17 protein-coding genes are annotated in these 17,141 nt (G+C 71.5%); 11 read left to right on the forward strand and 6 right to left on the reverse strand.

Annotated elements, in window-relative coordinates:
* From VB059_RS12200 to VB059_RS12210, 3 genes are all read left to right on the forward strand, one after another.
* Nucleotides 1-866 (forward strand): hypothetical protein (locus tag VB059_RS12200; protein WP_323422299.1); only part of this gene is annotated, 866 nt, incomplete at its 5' end.
* Nucleotides 867-928: 62 nt separating this feature from the next.
* Nucleotides 929-2,626 carry a glutamine--tRNA ligase/YqeY domain fusion protein gene (locus tag VB059_RS12205; protein ID WP_323422300.1) on the forward strand — a complete coding sequence of 566 codons (1,698 nt, stop codon included), beginning with the start codon at nt 929-931 and terminating at the stop codon, nt 2,624-2,626.
* Between the two features lie 174 nt (nt 2,627-2,800).
* Nucleotides 2,801-3,856, forward strand: a complete 1,056-nt coding sequence (locus VB059_RS12210; protein ID WP_323422301.1) for a zinc-dependent alcohol dehydrogenase family protein — start codon at nt 2,801-2,803, stop codon at nt 3,854-3,856.
* A 27-nt stretch (nt 3,857-3,883) separates the two neighbouring features.
* Here the strand turns inward: VB059_RS12210 and VB059_RS12215 are convergent, their stop codons facing one another.
* The 3 genes from VB059_RS12215 to arfB form a co-directional block, all read right to left on the reverse strand.
* Nucleotides 3,884-4,369 carry a DUF309 domain-containing protein gene (locus tag VB059_RS12215; RefSeq protein ID WP_323422302.1) on the reverse strand — a complete coding sequence of 162 codons (486 nt, stop codon included), beginning with the start codon at nt 4,367-4,369 and terminating at the stop codon, nt 3,884-3,886.
* A 145-nt stretch (nt 4,370-4,514) separates the two neighbouring features.
* Nucleotides 4,515-4,955: an aromatic ring-opening dioxygenase LigA gene (locus VB059_RS12220; RefSeq protein ID WP_323422303.1), complete on the reverse strand. Its 441-nt coding sequence runs from the start codon at nt 4,953-4,955 to the stop codon at nt 4,515-4,517.
* Nucleotides 4,956-5,109: 154 nt separating this feature from the next.
* A complete protein-coding gene (gene arfB / locus VB059_RS12225) occupies nt 5,110-5,562 on the reverse strand; it encodes an alternative ribosome rescue aminoacyl-tRNA hydrolase ArfB (RefSeq protein ID WP_416339559.1) in 453 nt (150 codons plus the stop codon).
* 216 nt (nt 5,563-5,778) lie between these two features.
* Between arfB and VB059_RS12230 the strand changes: the two genes are divergently transcribed.
* The 3 genes from VB059_RS12230 to VB059_RS12240 all read left to right on the forward strand — a co-directional run bounded on the left by VB059_RS12230 (nt 5,779) and on the right by VB059_RS12240 (nt 8,222).
* Nucleotides 5,779-6,246, forward strand: coding sequence for a hypothetical protein (locus tag VB059_RS12230; RefSeq protein ID WP_323422304.1), 468 nt, complete (start codon nt 5,779-5,781; stop codon nt 6,244-6,246).
* 176 nt (nt 6,247-6,422) lie between these two features.
* Nucleotides 6,423-6,818 (forward strand): PAS domain S-box protein, encoded by a 396-nt coding sequence (locus tag VB059_RS12235; RefSeq protein WP_323422305.1) that lies wholly within the window; start codon nt 6,423-6,425, stop codon nt 6,816-6,818.
* Nucleotides 6,819-6,989: 171 nt separating this feature from the next.
* Nucleotides 6,990-8,222, forward strand: a complete 1,233-nt coding sequence (locus VB059_RS12240; protein ID WP_323422306.1) for a chloride channel protein — start codon at nt 6,990-6,992, stop codon at nt 8,220-8,222.
* A 33-nt stretch (nt 8,223-8,255) separates the two neighbouring features.
* Here the strand turns inward: VB059_RS12240 and VB059_RS12245 are convergent, their stop codons facing one another.
* Nucleotides 8,256-9,845 carry a succinic semialdehyde dehydrogenase gene (locus VB059_RS12245; protein WP_323422307.1) on the reverse strand — a complete coding sequence of 530 codons (1,590 nt, stop codon included), beginning with the start codon at nt 9,843-9,845 and terminating at the stop codon, nt 8,256-8,258.
* A 226-nt stretch (nt 9,846-10,071) separates the two neighbouring features.
* Between VB059_RS12245 and VB059_RS12250 the strand changes: the two genes are divergently transcribed.
* Entirely contained in the window at nt 10,072-10,527 is a 456-nt protein-coding gene (locus tag VB059_RS12250; protein WP_323422308.1) for a DUF1810 domain-containing protein, read from the forward strand.
* Between the two features lie 64 nt (nt 10,528-10,591).
* Here VB059_RS12250 and VB059_RS12255 read toward each other — a convergent pair whose 3' ends face one another.
* On the reverse strand, nt 10,592-12,010 hold the full coding sequence (locus tag VB059_RS12255) for an amino acid permease (RefSeq protein WP_323422309.1): 1,419 nt from the start codon (nt 12,008-12,010) through the stop codon (nt 10,592-10,594).
* 233 nt (nt 12,011-12,243) lie between these two features.
* Between VB059_RS12255 and VB059_RS12260 the strand changes: the two genes are divergently transcribed.
* The 4 genes from VB059_RS12260 (at nt 12,244) to VB059_RS12275 (ending at nt 16,167) form a co-directional block, all read left to right on the forward strand.
* Nucleotides 12,244-13,443, forward strand: a complete 1,200-nt coding sequence (locus VB059_RS12260; protein WP_323422310.1) for a hypothetical protein — start codon at nt 12,244-12,246, stop codon at nt 13,441-13,443.
* A gap of 44 nt (nt 13,444-13,487) precedes the next feature.
* Nucleotides 13,488-13,772 carry a DUF4342 domain-containing protein gene (locus VB059_RS12265; RefSeq protein ID WP_323422311.1) on the forward strand — a complete coding sequence of 95 codons (285 nt, stop codon included), beginning with the start codon at nt 13,488-13,490 and terminating at the stop codon, nt 13,770-13,772.
* Nucleotides 13,773-13,876: 104 nt separating this feature from the next.
* Nucleotides 13,877-15,250, forward strand: a complete 1,374-nt coding sequence (locus VB059_RS12270) for an MFS transporter (RefSeq protein ID WP_323422312.1) — start codon at nt 13,877-13,879, stop codon at nt 15,248-15,250.
* 230 nt (nt 15,251-15,480) lie between these two features.
* Complete coding sequence (locus VB059_RS12275; protein WP_323422313.1) at nt 15,481-16,167, forward strand: TetR/AcrR family transcriptional regulator; 687 nt, start codon at nt 15,481-15,483, stop codon at nt 16,165-16,167.
* A 39-nt stretch (nt 16,168-16,206) separates the two neighbouring features.
* Here the strand turns inward: VB059_RS12275 and VB059_RS12280 are convergent, their stop codons facing one another.
* Nucleotides 16,207-17,037, reverse strand: coding sequence for a ZIP family metal transporter (locus VB059_RS12280; RefSeq protein WP_323422314.1), 831 nt, complete (start codon nt 17,035-17,037; stop codon nt 16,207-16,209).
* Nucleotides 17,038-17,141: the final 104 nt, after the last annotated feature.

Raw genomic sequence — 17,141 nt, forward strand, 5'->3', positions numbered from 1 at the left:
CGTTCGAGCCCGAGGCGAGCCTGTCGGGGGAGCGACCGCTGCTCGACGCGGTGCGGACGAACCTCGACGGCATCGGCCTGGTCAGCCAGATCTACCCGTACTCGATGACCAACCGGGGTCTGCTGGAGGAGCGGCTCAGCGGCTGGTGGTGGCGGATCGTCCAGCGGCACACCGACGGTGGCCCGATGGCCCCCCTCGCCCGGATCATCATCAACGTCCGCAACGCTCTCCAGGTCGCCGTGTCCCTGGACCGGCGCTACGGGCCGCTCTACTCGCTGGGCATCGCCAACGTGATCTGGGACGAGCTGCTCGACGCCGGCTACCACCCGGCCGACAAGCGGCCGATCGTGCTGCTGTCGTGGAGCGGTGGGGCCCAGATCGCGCTGGGGGCGAGCTGGTACCTGGCCGCGACCGGTGCGCCGGTGCATCTGCTGTCCGTCGGCGGGTTCATGGACTCCGACCCCGGCCTGGACAAGCTGACCCATCTGTGGCACTTCAAGGGCAGTCGGGACTGGGTGCAGGGCGCCGCCGGGCTCTTCCCGGGTCGCTGGCCGATCAACCGCAAGAGCTCCTGGAACCGGGCCGTCGCCGAGGGCCGGGTGACGATCCGCAGCATCGGTCCGCTCAAGCACCTGGGCCGGGGCAGCTACCTGTCCAACGGCACCCGATTGCCCGACGGCCGGACCGGGCGCGAGATCACCGTCGAGACGATCTGCACCACGCTGGTCGAGGCCGGGCTGGCGACCCGGCGCGCGCCGGGCACCCCGCCTGCCCCGGTGAAGCCGCCGGCCCGCGAGGGGCATCCGCGTCGCCTGCGGCCGGGGTTGCCACTGCGGCGCCGCCGGGCGGATCGGGCCGCCCGGTAGTCGGTGCCGCCGGCCCCCGCGGGCTCCCGATCCGGGCGGGTCGACATGGTAGTTTGACGGCCATGACCTCCCCCGAGACCGCCGTTCCCGCCAGCGATTTCGTCCGCGACACGGTGCGTCGCGACAATGAGCAGGGGACGTACGGCGGCCGGGTGCAGACCCGCTTCCCCCCGGAGCCCAACGGCTACCTGCACATCGGGCACGCCAAGGCAATCACGGTCGATTTCGGTGTCGCGGAGGACTTCGACGGCACCTGCAAGCTGCGCTTCGACGACACCAACCCGCAGACCGAGGACGAGGAGTACGTCGCCTCGATCATCGAGGACATCCGCTGGCTCGGCTACACCCCCGACGAGATCGTCTACGCCTCGGACTACTTCGAGCAGCTGTACGCGTGGGCCGAGCAGCTGGTCGAGCGTGGCCTGGCGTACGTGGACGAGCAGGACAGCGAGACCATCTCGGCGCAGCGCGGCGGCTACGGCCAGCCCGGCATCGAGAGCCCGTTCCGCGACACCGCCCCGGAGGAGAACCTCCGCAAGCTGCGCGCCATGCGCGCCGGGGAGTTCCCCGACGGCTCGCGGGTGTTGCGCGCCAGGATCGACATGCAGCACGAGAACATGCAGCTGCGTGACCCGATCATGTACCGGATCCGCCGCGGTCACCACCACCGCACCGGCGACGCCTGGTGCCTCTATCCGACGTACGACTGGGCGCACGGGCAGAGCGACGCCCTGGAGGGCGTCACCCATTCCCTGTGCACGCTGGAGTTCGAGTCGCACCGGCCGCTGTACAACTGGTTCCTCCAGCAACTGCCGCTGCCCGGCGACACCCCCAAGCAGCTCGAGTTCGCCCGCCTGGAGCTGACCCACACGGTCACCTCGAAGCGGCGGCTGGCCAAGCTGGTCCACGACGGGCTGGTCGACGGCTGGGACGACCCGCGGATGCCCACGATCAGCGGGCTGCGCCGGCGCGGCTACCCGGCCGCGGCGATCCGCGACTTCTGCCGCTACGTCGGGGTGAACCGGACCAACAGCCGGCCCGGCATCGAGCTGCTGGAGTCGTTCGTCCGCCGTGAGCTCAACCGGACCGCGCAGCGCCGGATGGCGGTGATCCGCCCGCTGAAGCTGGTGATCACCAACTGGCCGACCCGACCCGACGGCAGTCCCGTCGTCGAGTACTTCGCGGTGGTGAACAACCCGGAGAACGAAGCGGACGGCACCCGCGAGGTCGCCTTCAGCGGGGAGCTCTACATCGAGCGCGAGGACTTCGCGGAGGTCCCCCCGCCGAAGTACTTCCGGCTCTCGCCCGGCCGTGAGGTCCGGCTGCGCGGCGCCTACTTCGTCACCGCGACCGAGGTGGTCAAGGACGAGGACGGCACCGTGACCGAGGTGCGCTGCACGTACGATCCGCAGACCCGCGGCGGCACCGCGGCCGACGGCCGCAAGGTGAAGTCGACGATGCACTGGGTGTCGGCGCAGCACGCGGTCGACGCCACCGCCGTGCTCTACGACCGGCTGTTCTCCGCCGAGGCGCCGGGGGCCGCCACCGGCGAACCGCTGGACGACCTGAACACCGACTCCCGCGAGGTGCTGACCGGGTGCAAGGTCGAGGCGGCGCTGGCGGACACCGCCCCGGGCCAGGTGGTCCAGTTCGAGCGCCTCGGCTACTTCGCGCACGACCCGCGGACCCCGATGCTCTTCCACCGCACGGTCGGGCTGCGCGACGAGTGGGCGGCGATCCAGAAGCGGCAGGGGAAGTAGCCCCGGCGACGCCGGACCACACCGAGCTGAGCGGCAGAGGAGGGGATGTGCCGCTCAGCCGTGACGTGGACCACAGAACTTGCCCCAAAACCCCTCGGGGTATCCGCCCCCGGTCCTAGAGTGGATGGTGGCCGACGATTCGGCGTCGGCATCACTCACAAAGGAGTGGGGACGATGAAAGCACTGGTGTATCACGGTCCTGGCCTGAAGGCGTGGGAGGACGTGCCCGATCCCACCGTCCAGGAGCCGACGGACTGCATCGTCAAGGTCGAGACGACGACAATCTGCGGCACCGATCTGCACATCATGAAGGGAGACGTACCGGCGGTCACCGACGGCCGGATCCTCGGGCACGAGGGCGTCGGCACCATCACCCAGGTCGGGGGAGCGGTGCACAACTTCCGGGTCGGCGATCGGGTGATCATCTCCTGCATCACCAGCTGCGGCACCTGCAGCTACTGTCGCAAGGGGCTCCCGAGCCACTGCCGGGCGGTCGGCGGGATCGGCTGGATCCTCGGCCACCTGATCGACGGCACCCAGGCCGAGTACGTCCGCATCCCGTACGCGGACACCAGCCTCTACCACCTGCCGGAGGGGGTCAGCGACGAGCAGGGACTGTTCGTCTCCGACATCGTGCCGACCGGCTACGAGATCGGCGTCCGCGACGGCGGCGTCAAGCCCGGCGATGTGGTCGCGGTGATCGGCACCGGCCCGGTGGGGCTGGCGGCCATCATGACCGCCGGCCTGCACGGCGCCTCCCGGGTGATCGCCGTCGACCTCGACGACAACCGGCTGCAGCAGGCCAGCAGTGTCTTCGGTGCCACCCATACGGTGAACTCGTCGACCCCGGACTGGGAGGACCGGGTGCGGGCCCTCACCGAGGACGGGCTGGGCGTAGACGTGGCGATCGAGGCCGTCGGACTGACCGAGACGTTCGTCGACGCGCTGGCGGTCGTCCGTCCCGGCGGTGCACTGGCCAATGTCGGGGTGCACGGAAAGCCGGTCGAGCTGCCGATCAACGACCGCTGGATCGACAACATCCGCATCTCGATGGGCCTGGTCAACACGGTGACCGGCGGCATGCTGCTGAAGATGATCGCCGAGGGCAAGCTGCCGGTCGACCGGTTGGCGACCCATCACTTCACCTTCGGCCAGATCGACGAGGCTTACGACACCTTCGGCCATGCCGCCCGGACCAAGGCGCTCAAGGTGGTGATCACCGCCGAGTGATCCGTCCCGGCCCGGTGGTCGTCAGGATCACCGCTGTGTCGGCGTGCCGGTCCCGGCCCGCCGACGCAGCACCGGGACCGGCACCTCGCCCCCGGGGGCCGCGGCCAGGGCCCGGCACCAGGCGACCAGTGCGGCGACGTCGACGCCGTACGGCGCCGAGGCTGCGTACGGCTCGAGCCGATCCACCGCCCGGGCCGACACCGAGGTCGCACCGGGGAGGTTGCCGCGTCGTTGGTGGGTGAGGGCCACGGCGAGCTGGGCGAGTCCCTGCCACAGGTCACGCCAGGGTGGCTCGGAGGCCTTCCACTGGTCCTCCAGGACCTCGTGGGCCTGGAAGGGCAGCTCCCGGTCGACGTAGTCCTGGGCTGCGTCCAGGGCCTCCTCGGGTGTCCGGATCCGTTGCGGCACCGGCTCTGCGGCGTTCTCCAGGCCCCGCGCCAGGGGACGGCCCAGAGCATCCCGGGGGCGGGCGTTCACCGGCCGTCCCGCGGCATCACGATCTCGTGTCGTCATGGCTCCAGTGTCCCGCGACCGGAAGACGCGCCCGGTGCATCAGCCCCAGGGGTCAGCCCCGGGACGTCGGCGTCCGTGACATCAGCGTTGACCTGCAGTGTTCCTCCGCGGAGCCGTCCGATCACCGGACCGCCCCGCCGGGGGATCACTTGCTGCGGACAGCGCTCGCGGTGGCGCAGCTGAGGACGCCGGTGCCCATCGCGAGGGCGGCGACACCGTAGGCGAGCACCGAGGTGAACAGCGACGCGCGCAGCAGGTTGGCCTGCATCACGGTCTCGCGGGTGCCGGCGAGCTCGGCGGCGCGCGCCTCATCACCGGCGGCGGTGGCCGCCATCCATTCCTCGCTGATCTCGGCGAAGGTGCGCCCGCCGCCCATCGCCAGGGCGTGCTTCTCGATCACCGCCGCTTGGGCGAACGCCGTCACCGGGCCGGCGACGAGGCGCCCCGCCAGCTGCGAGGAGTCCCGGTGCACCTCGACCTTCTGGGCCTTCAGCTGCTCGGTGATGACGTACCAGGCGGCGCCGCCGGCGCCGATCAGGGTGGGGCCGGCCAGGCGCAGGATCGTACGGGCGAGGGCGTTTCCCATGGGGGACTCCGATCAGGGATGTGGAAGGACGATCGCCCGCCACCTTAGACGTCCGGCACTGTGTCCGGGCTGTGTCCATCTCCGGCCGGAGCAGTCCAGGTCCGTCCGGAGCCGGCGCCCGTCACGGGTCGGTGCCCGTCTGCAGTGGCGTCGGTCAGGAGTCGGCCGACGGTCGCGTACGGGAGCGTTTGACCTCCGCACGACGATGCTTGGCCTCCAACCGGCGGCGGCGGGACGCCCGCGTCGGCCGCGTCGGGCGCCGTGCCGGGGCCGGCGCCGCCAGAGCGGAGCGCAGCAGCCCGGCGAGCCGCTCCCGGGCCGCCTTCCGGTTGCGGTGCTGGGAGCGGAACTCGGCCGCGTCGACGGTCAGCACGGTGCCGGTGCGCCGGCCGGCCAGCTGCTCCATCGCCCGGTCGAGCCGGGTCGCCTCGACCCCCAGGGCGGACAGCTCGGCGAGGTCCACGCTGAGCTGGACCCTGGAGTCGGCCGTGTTGACGCCCTGGCCGCCGGGGCCCGAAGCATGCGTGAAGCGTTCCCGCAGCAGGTCCGCGGGGATGACCAGCCCGTCGGGCAGGCCGGGCGCCGGGGCTATCACAAGGTCGTCCACACCTCACAGTGTGGCGGATCGGCCCGACCGCCCGGGCGGTCGGGCCTGCTCTCTCCCGGGGAATCGGCCACCCGCCGGAGAATCGGCCGCCCCACTGCGGAGTCGACCGCTCCGCCGGGCGGTCGGGCCCCTCCGCCGGAGAGTCGGCCGCCCCATGGAGGGTCGAGGCCTGCACCGGCCGGACTACGCTGGAGAAAGGGGTCGAGGAGGTGCGTCGTGATGGCCACGGTCTGCTTCGTCGGGACGGACACCGAGGGCATCGCCCAGTTGGCCGAGGCCCTGGCCCGCAGCCGCGCCGAGGGGGACTACACCACCACCTGTGCCAACACCACCGACTACGGCGAGGTGACGAGGGAGGTCCGCGAGGCCGTCGAGACCTCCCGTCACCCGGTCCCGGTCGCCGCGCCCCGTCTGGTCGAGTCCGGCGAGCTCGACCAGCACCAGCGGGTGATCGTCCTCGGCTTCCGCAACCGGCAGGGCTACGTGCCGCTGCCACCCGGCATCCGCCCCTCGGTCGAGGTCTGGCCGATCGAGCCGCCGGAGGAGGAGACCGATCCGCGGCACCGGATGCGGGTGATCCGCAAGAACCTCGAGCACCGGCTCGCCCGTCTGGTCTACGACCTCAAGTCCCCCGAACGGGAGTGCTGCGGCAGCGGCTGCGCGAACTGCGTCCTGGACCGCTGATCGACGGGCCGGTGGTGATCCCGGCCGGTCGCGATCCTCGACAGGAACGTGACCAGGAACACGGAACCACCCTTGACGGCGGTCGTCGGGCCGACGAGACTCCAGAAGCAACACACTGCTTCCGGGCTACCCATCCGACGTGGCCCGGCAGGCGCGAAGACGAGAGGACCCCGCGCATGACCGACCAGACGGCTCCCCAGCTCGACCTGGATCTCTCCGCCGCCGCCCTGGAGCAAGCGGGCGACGGCATCATCGTCATCGACGTCGACGGCATCATCCGCAGGTGGAACCAGAAGTCGGAGGAGCTGTTCGGTTTCACGGCGGAGCAGGCGATCGGGCAGACGGTGGAGATCATCATCCCGGAGAAGCTGCGCGCCGCCCACGAGCACGGGTTCAACGCGGCGATGGCTTCGGGCCACCTCGCCTCGGACGGCAAGCCGCGCCGCACCCGCGGGGTGACCGCCGACGGTGGCAAGGTGTACGTCACCATGACGTTCGCGGTGATCAACGCCCCCGACGGGACCACGGTCGGGGCCGTCGCCGTGGCGCGGGAGTATCTCAAGGAGTCGTGACCGCGGCCTGCAGCGCCGGACGCTGCAGGCTCCCGGCCGGAGAGGCATGGGCCGATGGCCGGTGGCGGGCAGTCCGGGACGGGCAATGGGTCCGGATTGAGCGATAGGACCGGATCGGGCGGTGGGACCGACAGGCCCGCGGAGGTCGGCCGTACGCGTCGGCTGCTGACCATGACGGCGGCCGTCGTCCTCGGCGGCCTGGCCGCCGGGCTCGTCGGTGCCGGCATGACCCTGCTGCTGCGCGGCATCGAGATCGTGGCGTACGGCCAGGACGGGACGTCGCTGGCCCAGGGCGCCGCACCGCTGCGTCGCATTCTCGCCCCGGTCATCGGCGGGACCCTGGCCGGGCTCGGGTGGTGGGTGCTGCGCCGGAACAGCGAGGTGCTGCCGCTGAGCGCCGCACTCGAGGATCCGGACCGGCCGGTGCGGTTCTGGCGGACCACCACGGATGCCCTGCTCCAGGTCCTGCTGGTCGGTGCGGGCGGGTCCCTCGGGCGCGAGGGGGCCCCGCGGCAGACCGCGGCGGTGGCGGCGCAGCTGATCGGTCGACGGCTGGGCGTGGCCCCGGACGACGGCCGGATCATCCTGGCCGCCGCTGCCGGCGCCGGCCTGGCCGCCGTCTACAACGTGCCGCTCGCCGGTGCCCTGTTCGCCCTCGAGATCCTGCTGGCCCGACGGTCCCCGCGCGCCGTCGTCACCGCCCTCACCATGTCCGTGATCGCCACCCTGGTGGCCCGGCCGGTCGTCGCCGATCGGCCCACCTACGACTTCCCGATGGCCGCCCCCGACGCCGGCACCCTCGGCTGGGCCGTGGTGGCCGTGCCGCTGTGCGCCCTGCTCGGTCTGTCCTTCCATGCCCTGCGCGTCGTCGCCGAGCGGCACCGTCCGCCGGTGAGCTGGCGCCTGCCGGTGGCGATCGCCGTCGCCGGCCTGGTCCTGGGGCTGCTCTCGGTGCCGCTGCCGGATCTGCCCGGCAACGGCGCCGCGATCATGCAGACCACGTTCGCCGGCGGCGGTTCGGTCACCCTGTTCGCCCTCCTGGTGCTGCTCAAGCCCTTGGTCACCGGCCTCTACGTACGCTCCGGGGCGGTCGGCGGGTTGCTCACCCCGGCCCTGGCGACCGGCGCGGCCGCCGGCGGACTGGCCGCGACGATCGTCCGGGCCACGGGTGGGGAGGCGTCCGTCGCGCTCTGGTCGCTGGTCGGATCGGCCGGCGTGCTCGCGGTCACCCAGCGGGCCCCGCTGTTCGCCAGCGCGATGGCCTTCGAACTGACCGGCGCCCCGCTGTGGACCGCGCCGGTCCTCGTCGCGGTGGCGTACGCGGCGACCGGGACTGCGCACCTGGCCGTCCGGGTCCGGGCCCGCCGTCGCGCACGTCGCCCGCCGGTGACTCGAGGACGCTGAGACAGGTGCTCGGCCCGCCCCCGACCGCCACGGTCACCGGAACCGGTCGAGCAGGCGGATCACCGGCGTCATCCCGGCGGCGAATGCCCGGGCCGCCCCCGGTCGCCCGGGCGGCGGTTCGAGGGGGAGCAGCCGCTGGGTGGCAATGGTCCGGCTCTCGGTGAACTTCAGCAGGCCCTCCACACCGTGGCGCCGGCCCATCCCGGAGTCCTTCCACCCGCCCATCGGCGCCGCGTGGGAGGCCCAGGCGGCGGCGTACGCCTCGTTGACGTTGACCGTCCCGACCTCCAGTCGCCGGGCCACCGCCTCGCCGCGGCGCCCGGAGGTCCACACGCTGGCGCTGAGGCCGTAGTCACTCGCGTTGGCGAGGGCAACCGCCTCGTCGAGATCCGCCACCGGTTGCACCGACACCACCGGGCCGAAGGCCTCGGTGCGCGTGAGCCTCGCGTCGTCGGGGACGTCGGCCAGGACGGTGGGCTCGTAGTACCACGGGGCAAGATCGGGGCGGGGACGGCCTCCGGCGAGGACCGTGGCGCCCCGGGCCACGGCGTCCGCCACCAGATCGGACACCCGCTCCAGCTGCCGGGCCGAGACCAGGGTGCCCATGTCCAGGTCCCAGGCGAGCCCGACGCCGAGCCGCATCCGCGCCACCACGGCCAGGAACCGCTCGAGGAAGGCCCGGTGCACCGACTGCTCGACGTAGATCCGCTCGACCCCGATGCACAGCTGGCCGGCGCTGGCGAACGCCGCACGCACCGCCCCGATCGCGGCACTGCGCAGATCGGCGTCGGCCAGCACGATCAGCGGGTTCTTGCCGCCGAGCTCGGCGCTGACATCGACCAGCCGGGTCGCACAGCGGCTGGCGACGAGGCGGCCGGTGGCCGTCGAACCGGTGAACATCACGTGGTCGACCCCGTCGATGATCGGCGCCCCGAGCTCCGCGCCGGGCCCGACGACCACCTGGAGGAGGTCACCGGGCAGGCCGGCGGCACGCAGCAGGGACACACCGAGCAGGGCGGCGAACGGGGTGCGCGAATCCGGTTTCAGCACCACACCGTTGCCCGCCAGCAGGGCCGGGACCGCATCGGAGACGGCGAGGGTGAAGGGGTAGTTCCACGGGCTGATCACCCCGACCACGCCCTTGGGGCTGCGGACCTCGAGGGTGCGGGTCAGCACCGGCACCGCGCCGGCGCGGCGTTGTGGCCGCAGCAGGTCGGGGGCGGCGTGGGCATAGTGGGCGGCGGTCCGGGAGGCGTCGAGGACCTCCTCCAGGGCGTCCAGCCGGCTCTTGCCCGACTCCAGCTGGATCAGATCGAGGACGGAGTCGCGCCGGTCCAGCACCAGGCGGGCGAACCGGTGCATCACCTCGGCGCGGGAGCGGGGGCTCCGCGCCGCCCAGGCGACCTGGGCCGCCCGGGCCCGCCGGATCGCCTCGGCGACGTCGTCGATGTCGGACCGCGGCACCGTGCCGAGCACGCTGCCGTCGAACGGCGTGCGGATCTCCAGCCTGCCGGCACCGGTCGCCGTGACGAGGACGGCCAGCTCCGCCAGCGGCAGAGCGGGGCCTCCTGTCGCCGTCCTCCGGCGCCCAGGCCCGGCGCCCCACGGCCTCGTGGCTCTCATGGCGGCTCCTGTCCTCGCCCTGCTCCCACTGTAACGGCGCGGCCCCGCTGCCGTACGGGATCCTGTCGCGGCGGATCGGGCCGCGATCCGGCAGCAGAAGCTCTGCGAACAGCGGCGCAACCTGTGCGAGGCACGCGAGGTCGTGGCAGTGATTGAACGGCTGTCCGGCTGCAGGAGCTCTGCGACAACAGCGGCGCAACCGGCCGCAGGCGGGCAGAATTGCCCCATGGACAGCACCGATCCGTACGACCTGGAGCGTTTCGTCCGCGCTCAGGCGGACGGCGTGTACCAACAGGCCCTCGCCGAGCTGCGGGCCGGGCGCAAGACGACACACTGGATGTGGTTCGTCTTCCCGCAGCTCACCGGGCTGGGGCGTTCCTCGACCGCGGCCCACTTCTCGATCGCCGACCTCGACGAGGCGCGCGCCTACCTCCAGCACCCGGTGCTGGAGCACCGGCTGCTCGAGGCCGCCCGGGCGGTGGCCGACGGCCCCGCCCCCACGGCCGAACACCTGCTGGGTCGGGTCGACGCCATGAAGCTGCGCTCGTCGATGACCCTGTTCGAGGCGGCCAATCCGGGCGGGCCGGTGTTCCGGCAGGTGCTGCAGCGCTACTTCGGTGGCGTACGCGACCCGAAGACCCTGAAGCTCCTCGGGCCGGAACACCACCCGAGCCAGGCCTGACCGGGCGTACCGCCGGTCACGCCGACTCGGCGGCCGCTCGGGAGCGGGGCGACCGGGCGAGCCGTCAGCGGTGGATCCCGGCGCGTACGTTGGCCCGGTGGCGCAGGATCCGCCAGCCGAGGGCCAGCAGGACGAACCAGACCGGCGCGACGAGCATCGGCTCGCGGGTCTCGGGCCGCAGCGCCAGGAGCACGATGACGAAGCCGAAGAAGGCGAGCACGACCCAGGACATCACCCGGCCCAGCGGCATCGGGAAGGGGGAGGCGGCGTGGGCCTCGGGGCGCACCGCGCGGTAGCGCAGGTAGCTGATCAGGATGAGGCTCCAGATCACGATGAACAGCACAGCCGCCACCGAGGTGACCACGGTGAAGGCGGCCATCACCGACTCGTTGGCGGTGAGCACCAGCGACGCGCCGATCAGCACCACCGAGAGCCACAGGCCCGCCGCCGGGACGTCACGCTGGTTGAGGGTGCCCAGCCAGCGCGGTGCCATCCCCTTGTGGGCGAGCCCGTAGAGCATCCGTGAGCTGGAGTAGATGCCGGAGTTGCACGACGATGCCGCCGAGGTGAGCACGACGAAGTTCATCAGACCGGCGGCACCGCCGAACCCGATCAGGGTGAACAGGTTCACGAAGGGGGAGGTGGTCGGGTCGACCATGTCCCAGGGCGTGACCACCATGATCGCCGCCAGCGCCAGGACGTAGAAGAGCAGCACCCGGGCGGGGATGGAGTTGATCGCCTTCGGCAACGTCCGCAGCGGGTCCTGGGCCTCGGCCGCGGTCGCCCCGACCAGCTCGATCCCGACGAACGCGAACACCGCGATCTGGAAGCCGGCGAAGAAGCCGGGCAGGCCGGTCGGGAAGACGCCGCCGTGGCTCCACAGGTTCGCCAGGGAGGCATGGATGCCGGTCGGGGAGGTGAAGCGCAGCACCACCAGGGCAAAGCCCACCGCAACCAGGGCGAGGATCGCGACCACCTTGATCAGGGCGAACCAGAACTCGATCTCGCCGAAGAGCCGTACGGTGAGCAGGTTGAGCGCCAGCAGCACGACCAGAGTGAGCACGGTCAGCCCGATCGCCACCGGCAGGTCGCCGACCCAGAACTTCCAGTATCCGGTCACCGCGACGATGTCGGCCATGCCGGTGAAGACCCAGCTGAGCCAGTACGTCCAGCCGATGGCGAAGGCCGCCCAGGGGCCGAGCAGGTCGGCGGCGAAGTCCTGGAAGGAGGCGTACTCGAGGTTGTGCAGCAGCAGCTCGCCCATCGCCCGCATGACGAAGAACAGCATCACGCCGATGACCACGTAGACCAGCAGGATCGAGGGGCCGGCCAGCGAGATGGTCCGCCCCGACCCCATGAACAGGCCGGTGCCGATCGCTCCGCCGATCGCGATCAGCTGGATGTGGCGGTTCGTCAGGTTGCGGCGCAGGTGGTCGTGGACCGGCTCCTCGGCGTGCTCGTACGTTCGGCTGGGGGCAGACACCCGGTCATCCTACGGGCCGGCGGTGACCTCGCCCGACGGTCCGGCCTGCGGGCTCGGCTAAGATGCCGGGGACTCGTACGAGCCGACGGTGGAGCCGGACCCTGTCCCGGGGGCCGACCAGCCGGGCTCCGGGGGTCGATGACCCGGACGAGACACCTCGTCGAGGGTTCAGCACCAGACAGCATTGCGAAGGGAACCGACGTCGTATGACCCTAGTGTCCGGACCGACCCCAGTGGACGCGACGAGCACCAAGAATGTGCGTACGCCGCGATGGTTCGCCATCGGGCTCCCGATCACGGTGTTCCTGTTGTTCCGGGTCTATGCCTGGGCCGCGATCAGCTACCTGTCCCACCGTCAGGTGGCGATGCCGGCCAGCACCCGCGACACGTTCATGTTCGGTCCGATGCCCGCGGATCCCGGCTACTGGGGGATCATCACCAACTGGGACGGACAGTGGTACCGCTACATCGCCACGGAGGGCTACGGAGGAGTCAGCCCCTCGGGAAACTCGCTCTATGAGATCTACCACACCTGGGCCTTCCCGCCCGGGTTTCCCCTGACGACACGCTTGCTCATGCACACGGGGCTGACGTTCCCGGTCGCAGCCACCGTGGTCAACCTGGTCTGTGGGATGGCTGCCATGGTGCTCCTGTTCCGGCTCCTGGCGGACCGGAAGGGCCCCTTCTACGCCACCGCGGGCATCGTCCTGTTCAACAGCTTCCTGACCGCCCCGCTTCTCCAGGTGGCCTACAGCGAGGCGATGGGGCTCCTCGCGCTCGTCCTCGCCTTCCTGCTGCTCTCGAAGCGGAAGTACGTCTGGGCCAGCGTCGCGATCGTCGGGCTGAGCCTGGTGCGGATCATCACGCCCCCGTTCGGGCTGGTGGCCCTGGTCCACCTGATCGACCGGTGGCGGCGTCGCCATCAGGACCCGTTCGGCCGGGGGGAGCGGGCAGCTCTCGTCCTGCTGGGGCTGGTCTCCGTCGGGGGAGCGTTGACCTGGTCCTTGGTCTCCCAGATGTTCTCCAGCACCCCGACGGGCGGCAGCTCCCGGGTGGAGGACACCAGCATCGGGTCGTGGTTCACCGGCACCTATGCCATCTTCGGGTGGTGGTTCCCGGCGCTCATCGTCCTCCTGCTGGTCGCCGCGATCGTCATCTCCTTCCTTCCGATGATGCGGGGCTGGGGCCTCGACATCCGCACCTGGTTCTGGGGCTATCCGCTGTTCCTCGCCCTGGTGACGGGGCCGAACTTCGGCCTGCTCCGCTATCTGCTCATGTGCTTCCCGCTGCTGTTCCCGGTGATCGGATTCCTCGGGTGGGGCAAGCGCTTCGTGGTGATCAAAGTGGCCGTCGTCACCGCCCTGGGGCTGGCCCTGCAGTGGTGGTGGATCGGCCACCTGCTCGTCATCTATCCGGGCTCGCTGATGCCGTGATCCGGCGCCGGACCCGCCCGGCGGCCTGCTGGTAAAGTCCCGACATGGACAGATCCGGACGTACGTTCATCGAACAGATCGAGGTCGCCGGCGACCAGCTGGTCCTCACCGTCAAGAAGCTCTACGCCGACGCCGACGCACGGCGTGTCATCGTCCGCAACGCCGAGGGCCGCGAACTGCTCAGCGTTCCGCTCACCATCGGCCTGGCCGGGGGAGCGCTGACCGTCTTCACCGCTCCCGTGCTCGCCGCCGTCGCGGCGATCGGGGGCACCCTGGCCAAGGTCCGCCTCGACATCGAGCGCGACGCCGGTCCGCACGTCGATGACTGACCCGGTCCGATGCCGGGCCGGCGGAGGGGGCTGAGGCCCTGACCGGGCGCTCCGGCGGACCGTACGCCCGCCGGTCCCGCCGCGGACGGCTCACCCTGGCCACGGTGACATTGGGCTCCGGGATGGCGGCGCTCGACACCAGTGTGGTCACCATCGCCCTGCCCACGATCGGCCGAGACCTGGCCAGTTCGCTGGGCGGCCTCCAGTGGGTGAACAACGGGCTGACGCTGTCGTTGTCGACGCTGATCCTGGTCGGTGGCAGCCTGGGGGACCGGCTCGGCCGCCGGCGGGTCTATCTGGTCGGGATCAGCTGGTTCGCCGTGGCCTCGCTGCTCTGCGCGCTGGCGCCGTCGACCGGATGGCTGGTCGCCGCCCGGGTGCTGCAGGGCATCGGCGCCGCCCTGCTGACCCCCGGCGCGCTGGCGATCATCCGGAGCACCCTGCGTGAGGACGACCAGCCCGGCGCGATCGGCGTCTGGGCCGGGATGTCCGGCATCGCCGTCGCCATCGGCCCGTTCCTCGGCGGCTGGATCATCGAGCACCTCACCTGGCGGTGGATCTTCCTCGTCAACCTCCCCCTCTCGGCTGCGGTCGTGGCCGCCGGGCTGGCGGTGATCCCGGAGAGCCGCGACGATCGGGCGGTCGGTCGCTTCGACCTGGCCGGCGCCGGCCTGACCGCGGCGATGCTGGCGGCGCTGACCTGGCTGCTCACCGAGAGCCGCACCATGTCCTCGGCGCTCCTCGCCGTGGCGGGCGCCGTGGCCGCCGTCGGGATGGTGGTCTTCATCGTCGTCGAGCGCCGGGTGGCCTACCCACTGGTGCCACTCACCCTGTTCCGGTCACGGGTGTTCAGCTCGGCGAACCTGATGACCTTCCTGGTCTACGGGGCCCTGGGGGCCACCCTCTTCTTCCTGGTGGTCCAGCTGCAGGTCACCGCCGGGTTCTCCGTGCGCGACTCCGGGCTCACCACCCTGCCGATCACGATCCTGCTGCTGTTCCTGTCCGCACCGATGGCCACCCTCGCCCAGCGCATCGGCCCCCGGGCACCGATGACGGTGGGGCCGATGGTCGTCGCCCTCGGGGTGCTCATCCTCTCCCGGGTGCAGGCGACCTCGGGGTGGGGGATCGCGCTGCTCGGCACCTCCGTCTTCGGCCTCGGGCTGTCGGTCCTGGTGTCGCCGCTGACCGCCGCCGTGCTCGGCGCCGCACCGGAACGTCTCGCCGGCGCGGCCAGCGCTCTCAACAACGCGGTGGCGCGGACCGGGAGCCTGCTCGCCACGGCCGCCCTGCCCGCCGTGGTGGGACTGTCCGGTGCCGACTACCTCGACCCGGTGCGCTTCACCCACGGTTACCGCCTCGCCATGTACGTGACCGCCGGCCTGCTCGGGCTCGGCGGTCTGGTCAGCTGGTTCGGCCTGCGCGGCACCGCCCCCGCCGCCCGGGCCAGAGCGGGGGAGCCGGGGCCGACCGGCCCCTGACGGTCGACCGGCGACGAGCTCCGACCGACCGCGGCGCGCTCGGAGCCGCGCCCCGTGTCACCGCCGGCCACGGAGAACCGCTCACCCCGTCGAATCGCCGTGATCTGATCCTGCAATCACAGCACTGTGAATGCCATACACACCCACATCAGACAACTGTGATCATTGGTCACAATTATTTCCAGAGCAGTGAATCTGATTCACTATTTGCCTACGTTAGAGTGAATGACATGCACAGTTCTCCGGGGTCATGGTCCGCGATGGCGGCACTCTGGGGGATCACCGGTGACTCACCGGGCCCTCGGCCGCGCTACCACGTGGTGGAGGTGGCCCGGGCCGGGATCCGGGTCGCCGACCGCCACGGCCTGCCCGCTGTGACTCTCCAGGTCGTGGCCAAGGAGCTCGGGCTGACCACGACGGCCCTCTACCGGTACGTCGACTCCAAGGAGACACTGGTCGAGGTGATGGCCGATGTCGCACTGGGGGCGGCTCCGCAGCTCACCGGGTCCCTGGCGGACCTGATCCGCACCTGGTGCCGGGCGCGCTGGCAGGTGCTCCGGGCCCATCCGTGGTTGGCCGAGGTGGCGCCCCGTACGACACCTCGCGGACCCGACGGCATCGCCTGGACGGAGTGCCTCGTGGCGGGCCTCGCCGAGGCCGGCGTGGGCGACCCCCTGGGGATCGCCCGGCTGCTGGCGGTCCTGGTGCACGGCCATGCCGGCGGGGACGAGATCCCGACGGATCCGCCGACCTGGTGGGCGGCGACCGTGGATCGTACGGCACCCCGGACCACCGGCCTGCTCCAGGAACGCACCAGCGGCCCCGAGGATGACCTCGGGGCCGCGGTGGAGCGCATCATCGCTTCTTTGGTGATCGAGTCGGCCTACGGCGTACGCCCGCCGACGGCGCGCCCGTAGTCGCACGGGGCCCGTGGCCCCCAGGACGTTGCGGGCCGATCAGGCTCCGGCGAGTGTCACCACGGCATCGGTGGCGAAGCCGAGGAGCAGCCCCAGGGCGATCCCCCAGGTGGTGATCACCTTCATCTGCTGGCGCCGGGCCACGGCCAGCAGCTCGATGATCACGTACAGGATCGAACCGGCGGCCAGGGTGAGGAAGGCGATGCTGACCAGGTCGTTGGAGAACTGCTGGCCGACCAGGGTGCCGAGGAAGGTCGGGCCGCCGCCGATCAGGCCGAGCAGACCCAGGTAGCCCCAGGACGGCCGTTCGGCCTCCGCCGCCATCGGGGCGACGATGCCGAAGCCCTCGGTGCCGTTGTGGATCGCGAACCCGACCACCAGCAGGATCGCCAGGTCGGTGGCACCGCTCGCCGCACTGTTGCCGATCGCCAGGCCCTCGGCGAAGTTGTGCAGCCCGATGCCCACCGCGATCATCAGCGACAGCGTCCGGGCGACCGACACGTGGCCCGTGGTGGGGAGCTGCCCCGCCGTCGCGGCCCCCGGGCCACTCGGCCGCCCGACCGGCCTGCTCCGCGCGGCCACCCAGCGGTCGAAGTGGACCAGTCCCAGCAGTCCGACGACCAGACCCACGACGAACACGATCGCCGATCCGGTGACGGCCGACAGGTCCTTGTCCGTCAGTGCCTTGTCGATCGGTTCCCAGGCATGGGTGAGCACATCCCAGAGCAGGAACAGCAGGATGCCGGTCGCCAGCGCATTCAGCCAGACCCGGGTCCGGGGCAGGGCGGCCCTGATCCGGCCGAGCGGCAGGCCCAGGAAGATGGTCATCCCGGCGATCAGGCCGAGGACGACCACGTTCGTCGAGCTCATGGATACCTCCAGATGGTCGGTGCCGCCGGACGGTCGTCCCGGCAGAGCACGGATGTCAGATGGGCGGTGACTCCTGGGACCCACCGGTAAGGTGAGGTTAACCT

It is taken from the genome of Raineyella sp., from assembly GCF_034933565.1.
Lineage (GTDB): Bacteria > Actinomycetota > Actinomycetes > Propionibacteriales > Propionibacteriaceae > Raineyella.

Coding starts and splice junctions, on each gene's coding strand:
- VB059_RS12275 (WP_323422313.1), top strand. CDS start 15,481: ATGCACAGTTCTCCGGGGTCATGGTCCGCGATGGCGGCACTCTGGGGG.
- VB059_RS12250 (WP_323422308.1), top strand. CDS start 10,072: ATGGACAGCACCGATCCGTACGACCTGGAGCGTTTCGTCCGCGCTCAG.
- VB059_RS12215 (WP_323422302.1), bottom strand. CDS start 4,369: ATGACGACACGAGATCGTGATGCCGCGGGACGGCCGGTGAACGCCCGC.
- VB059_RS12265 (WP_323422311.1), top strand. CDS start 13,488: ATGGACAGATCCGGACGTACGTTCATCGAACAGATCGAGGTCGCCGGC.
- VB059_RS12280 (WP_323422314.1), bottom strand. CDS start 17,037: ATGAGCTCGACGAACGTGGTCGTCCTCGGCCTGATCGCCGGGATGACC.
- VB059_RS12210 (WP_323422301.1), top strand. CDS start 2,801: ATGAAAGCACTGGTGTATCACGGTCCTGGCCTGAAGGCGTGGGAGGAC.
- VB059_RS12245 (WP_323422307.1), bottom strand. CDS start 9,845: ATGAGAGCCACGAGGCCGTGGGGCGCCGGGCCTGGGCGCCGGAGGACG.
- VB059_RS12235 (WP_323422305.1), top strand. CDS start 6,423: ATGACCGACCAGACGGCTCCCCAGCTCGACCTGGATCTCTCCGCCGCC.
- VB059_RS12205 (WP_323422300.1), top strand. CDS start 929: ATGACCTCCCCCGAGACCGCCGTTCCCGCCAGCGATTTCGTCCGCGAC.
- VB059_RS12220 (WP_323422303.1), bottom strand. CDS start 4,955: ATGGGAAACGCCCTCGCCCGTACGATCCTGCGCCTGGCCGGCCCCACC.
- VB059_RS12240 (WP_323422306.1), top strand. CDS start 6,990: ATGACGGCGGCCGTCGTCCTCGGCGGCCTGGCCGCCGGGCTCGTCGGT.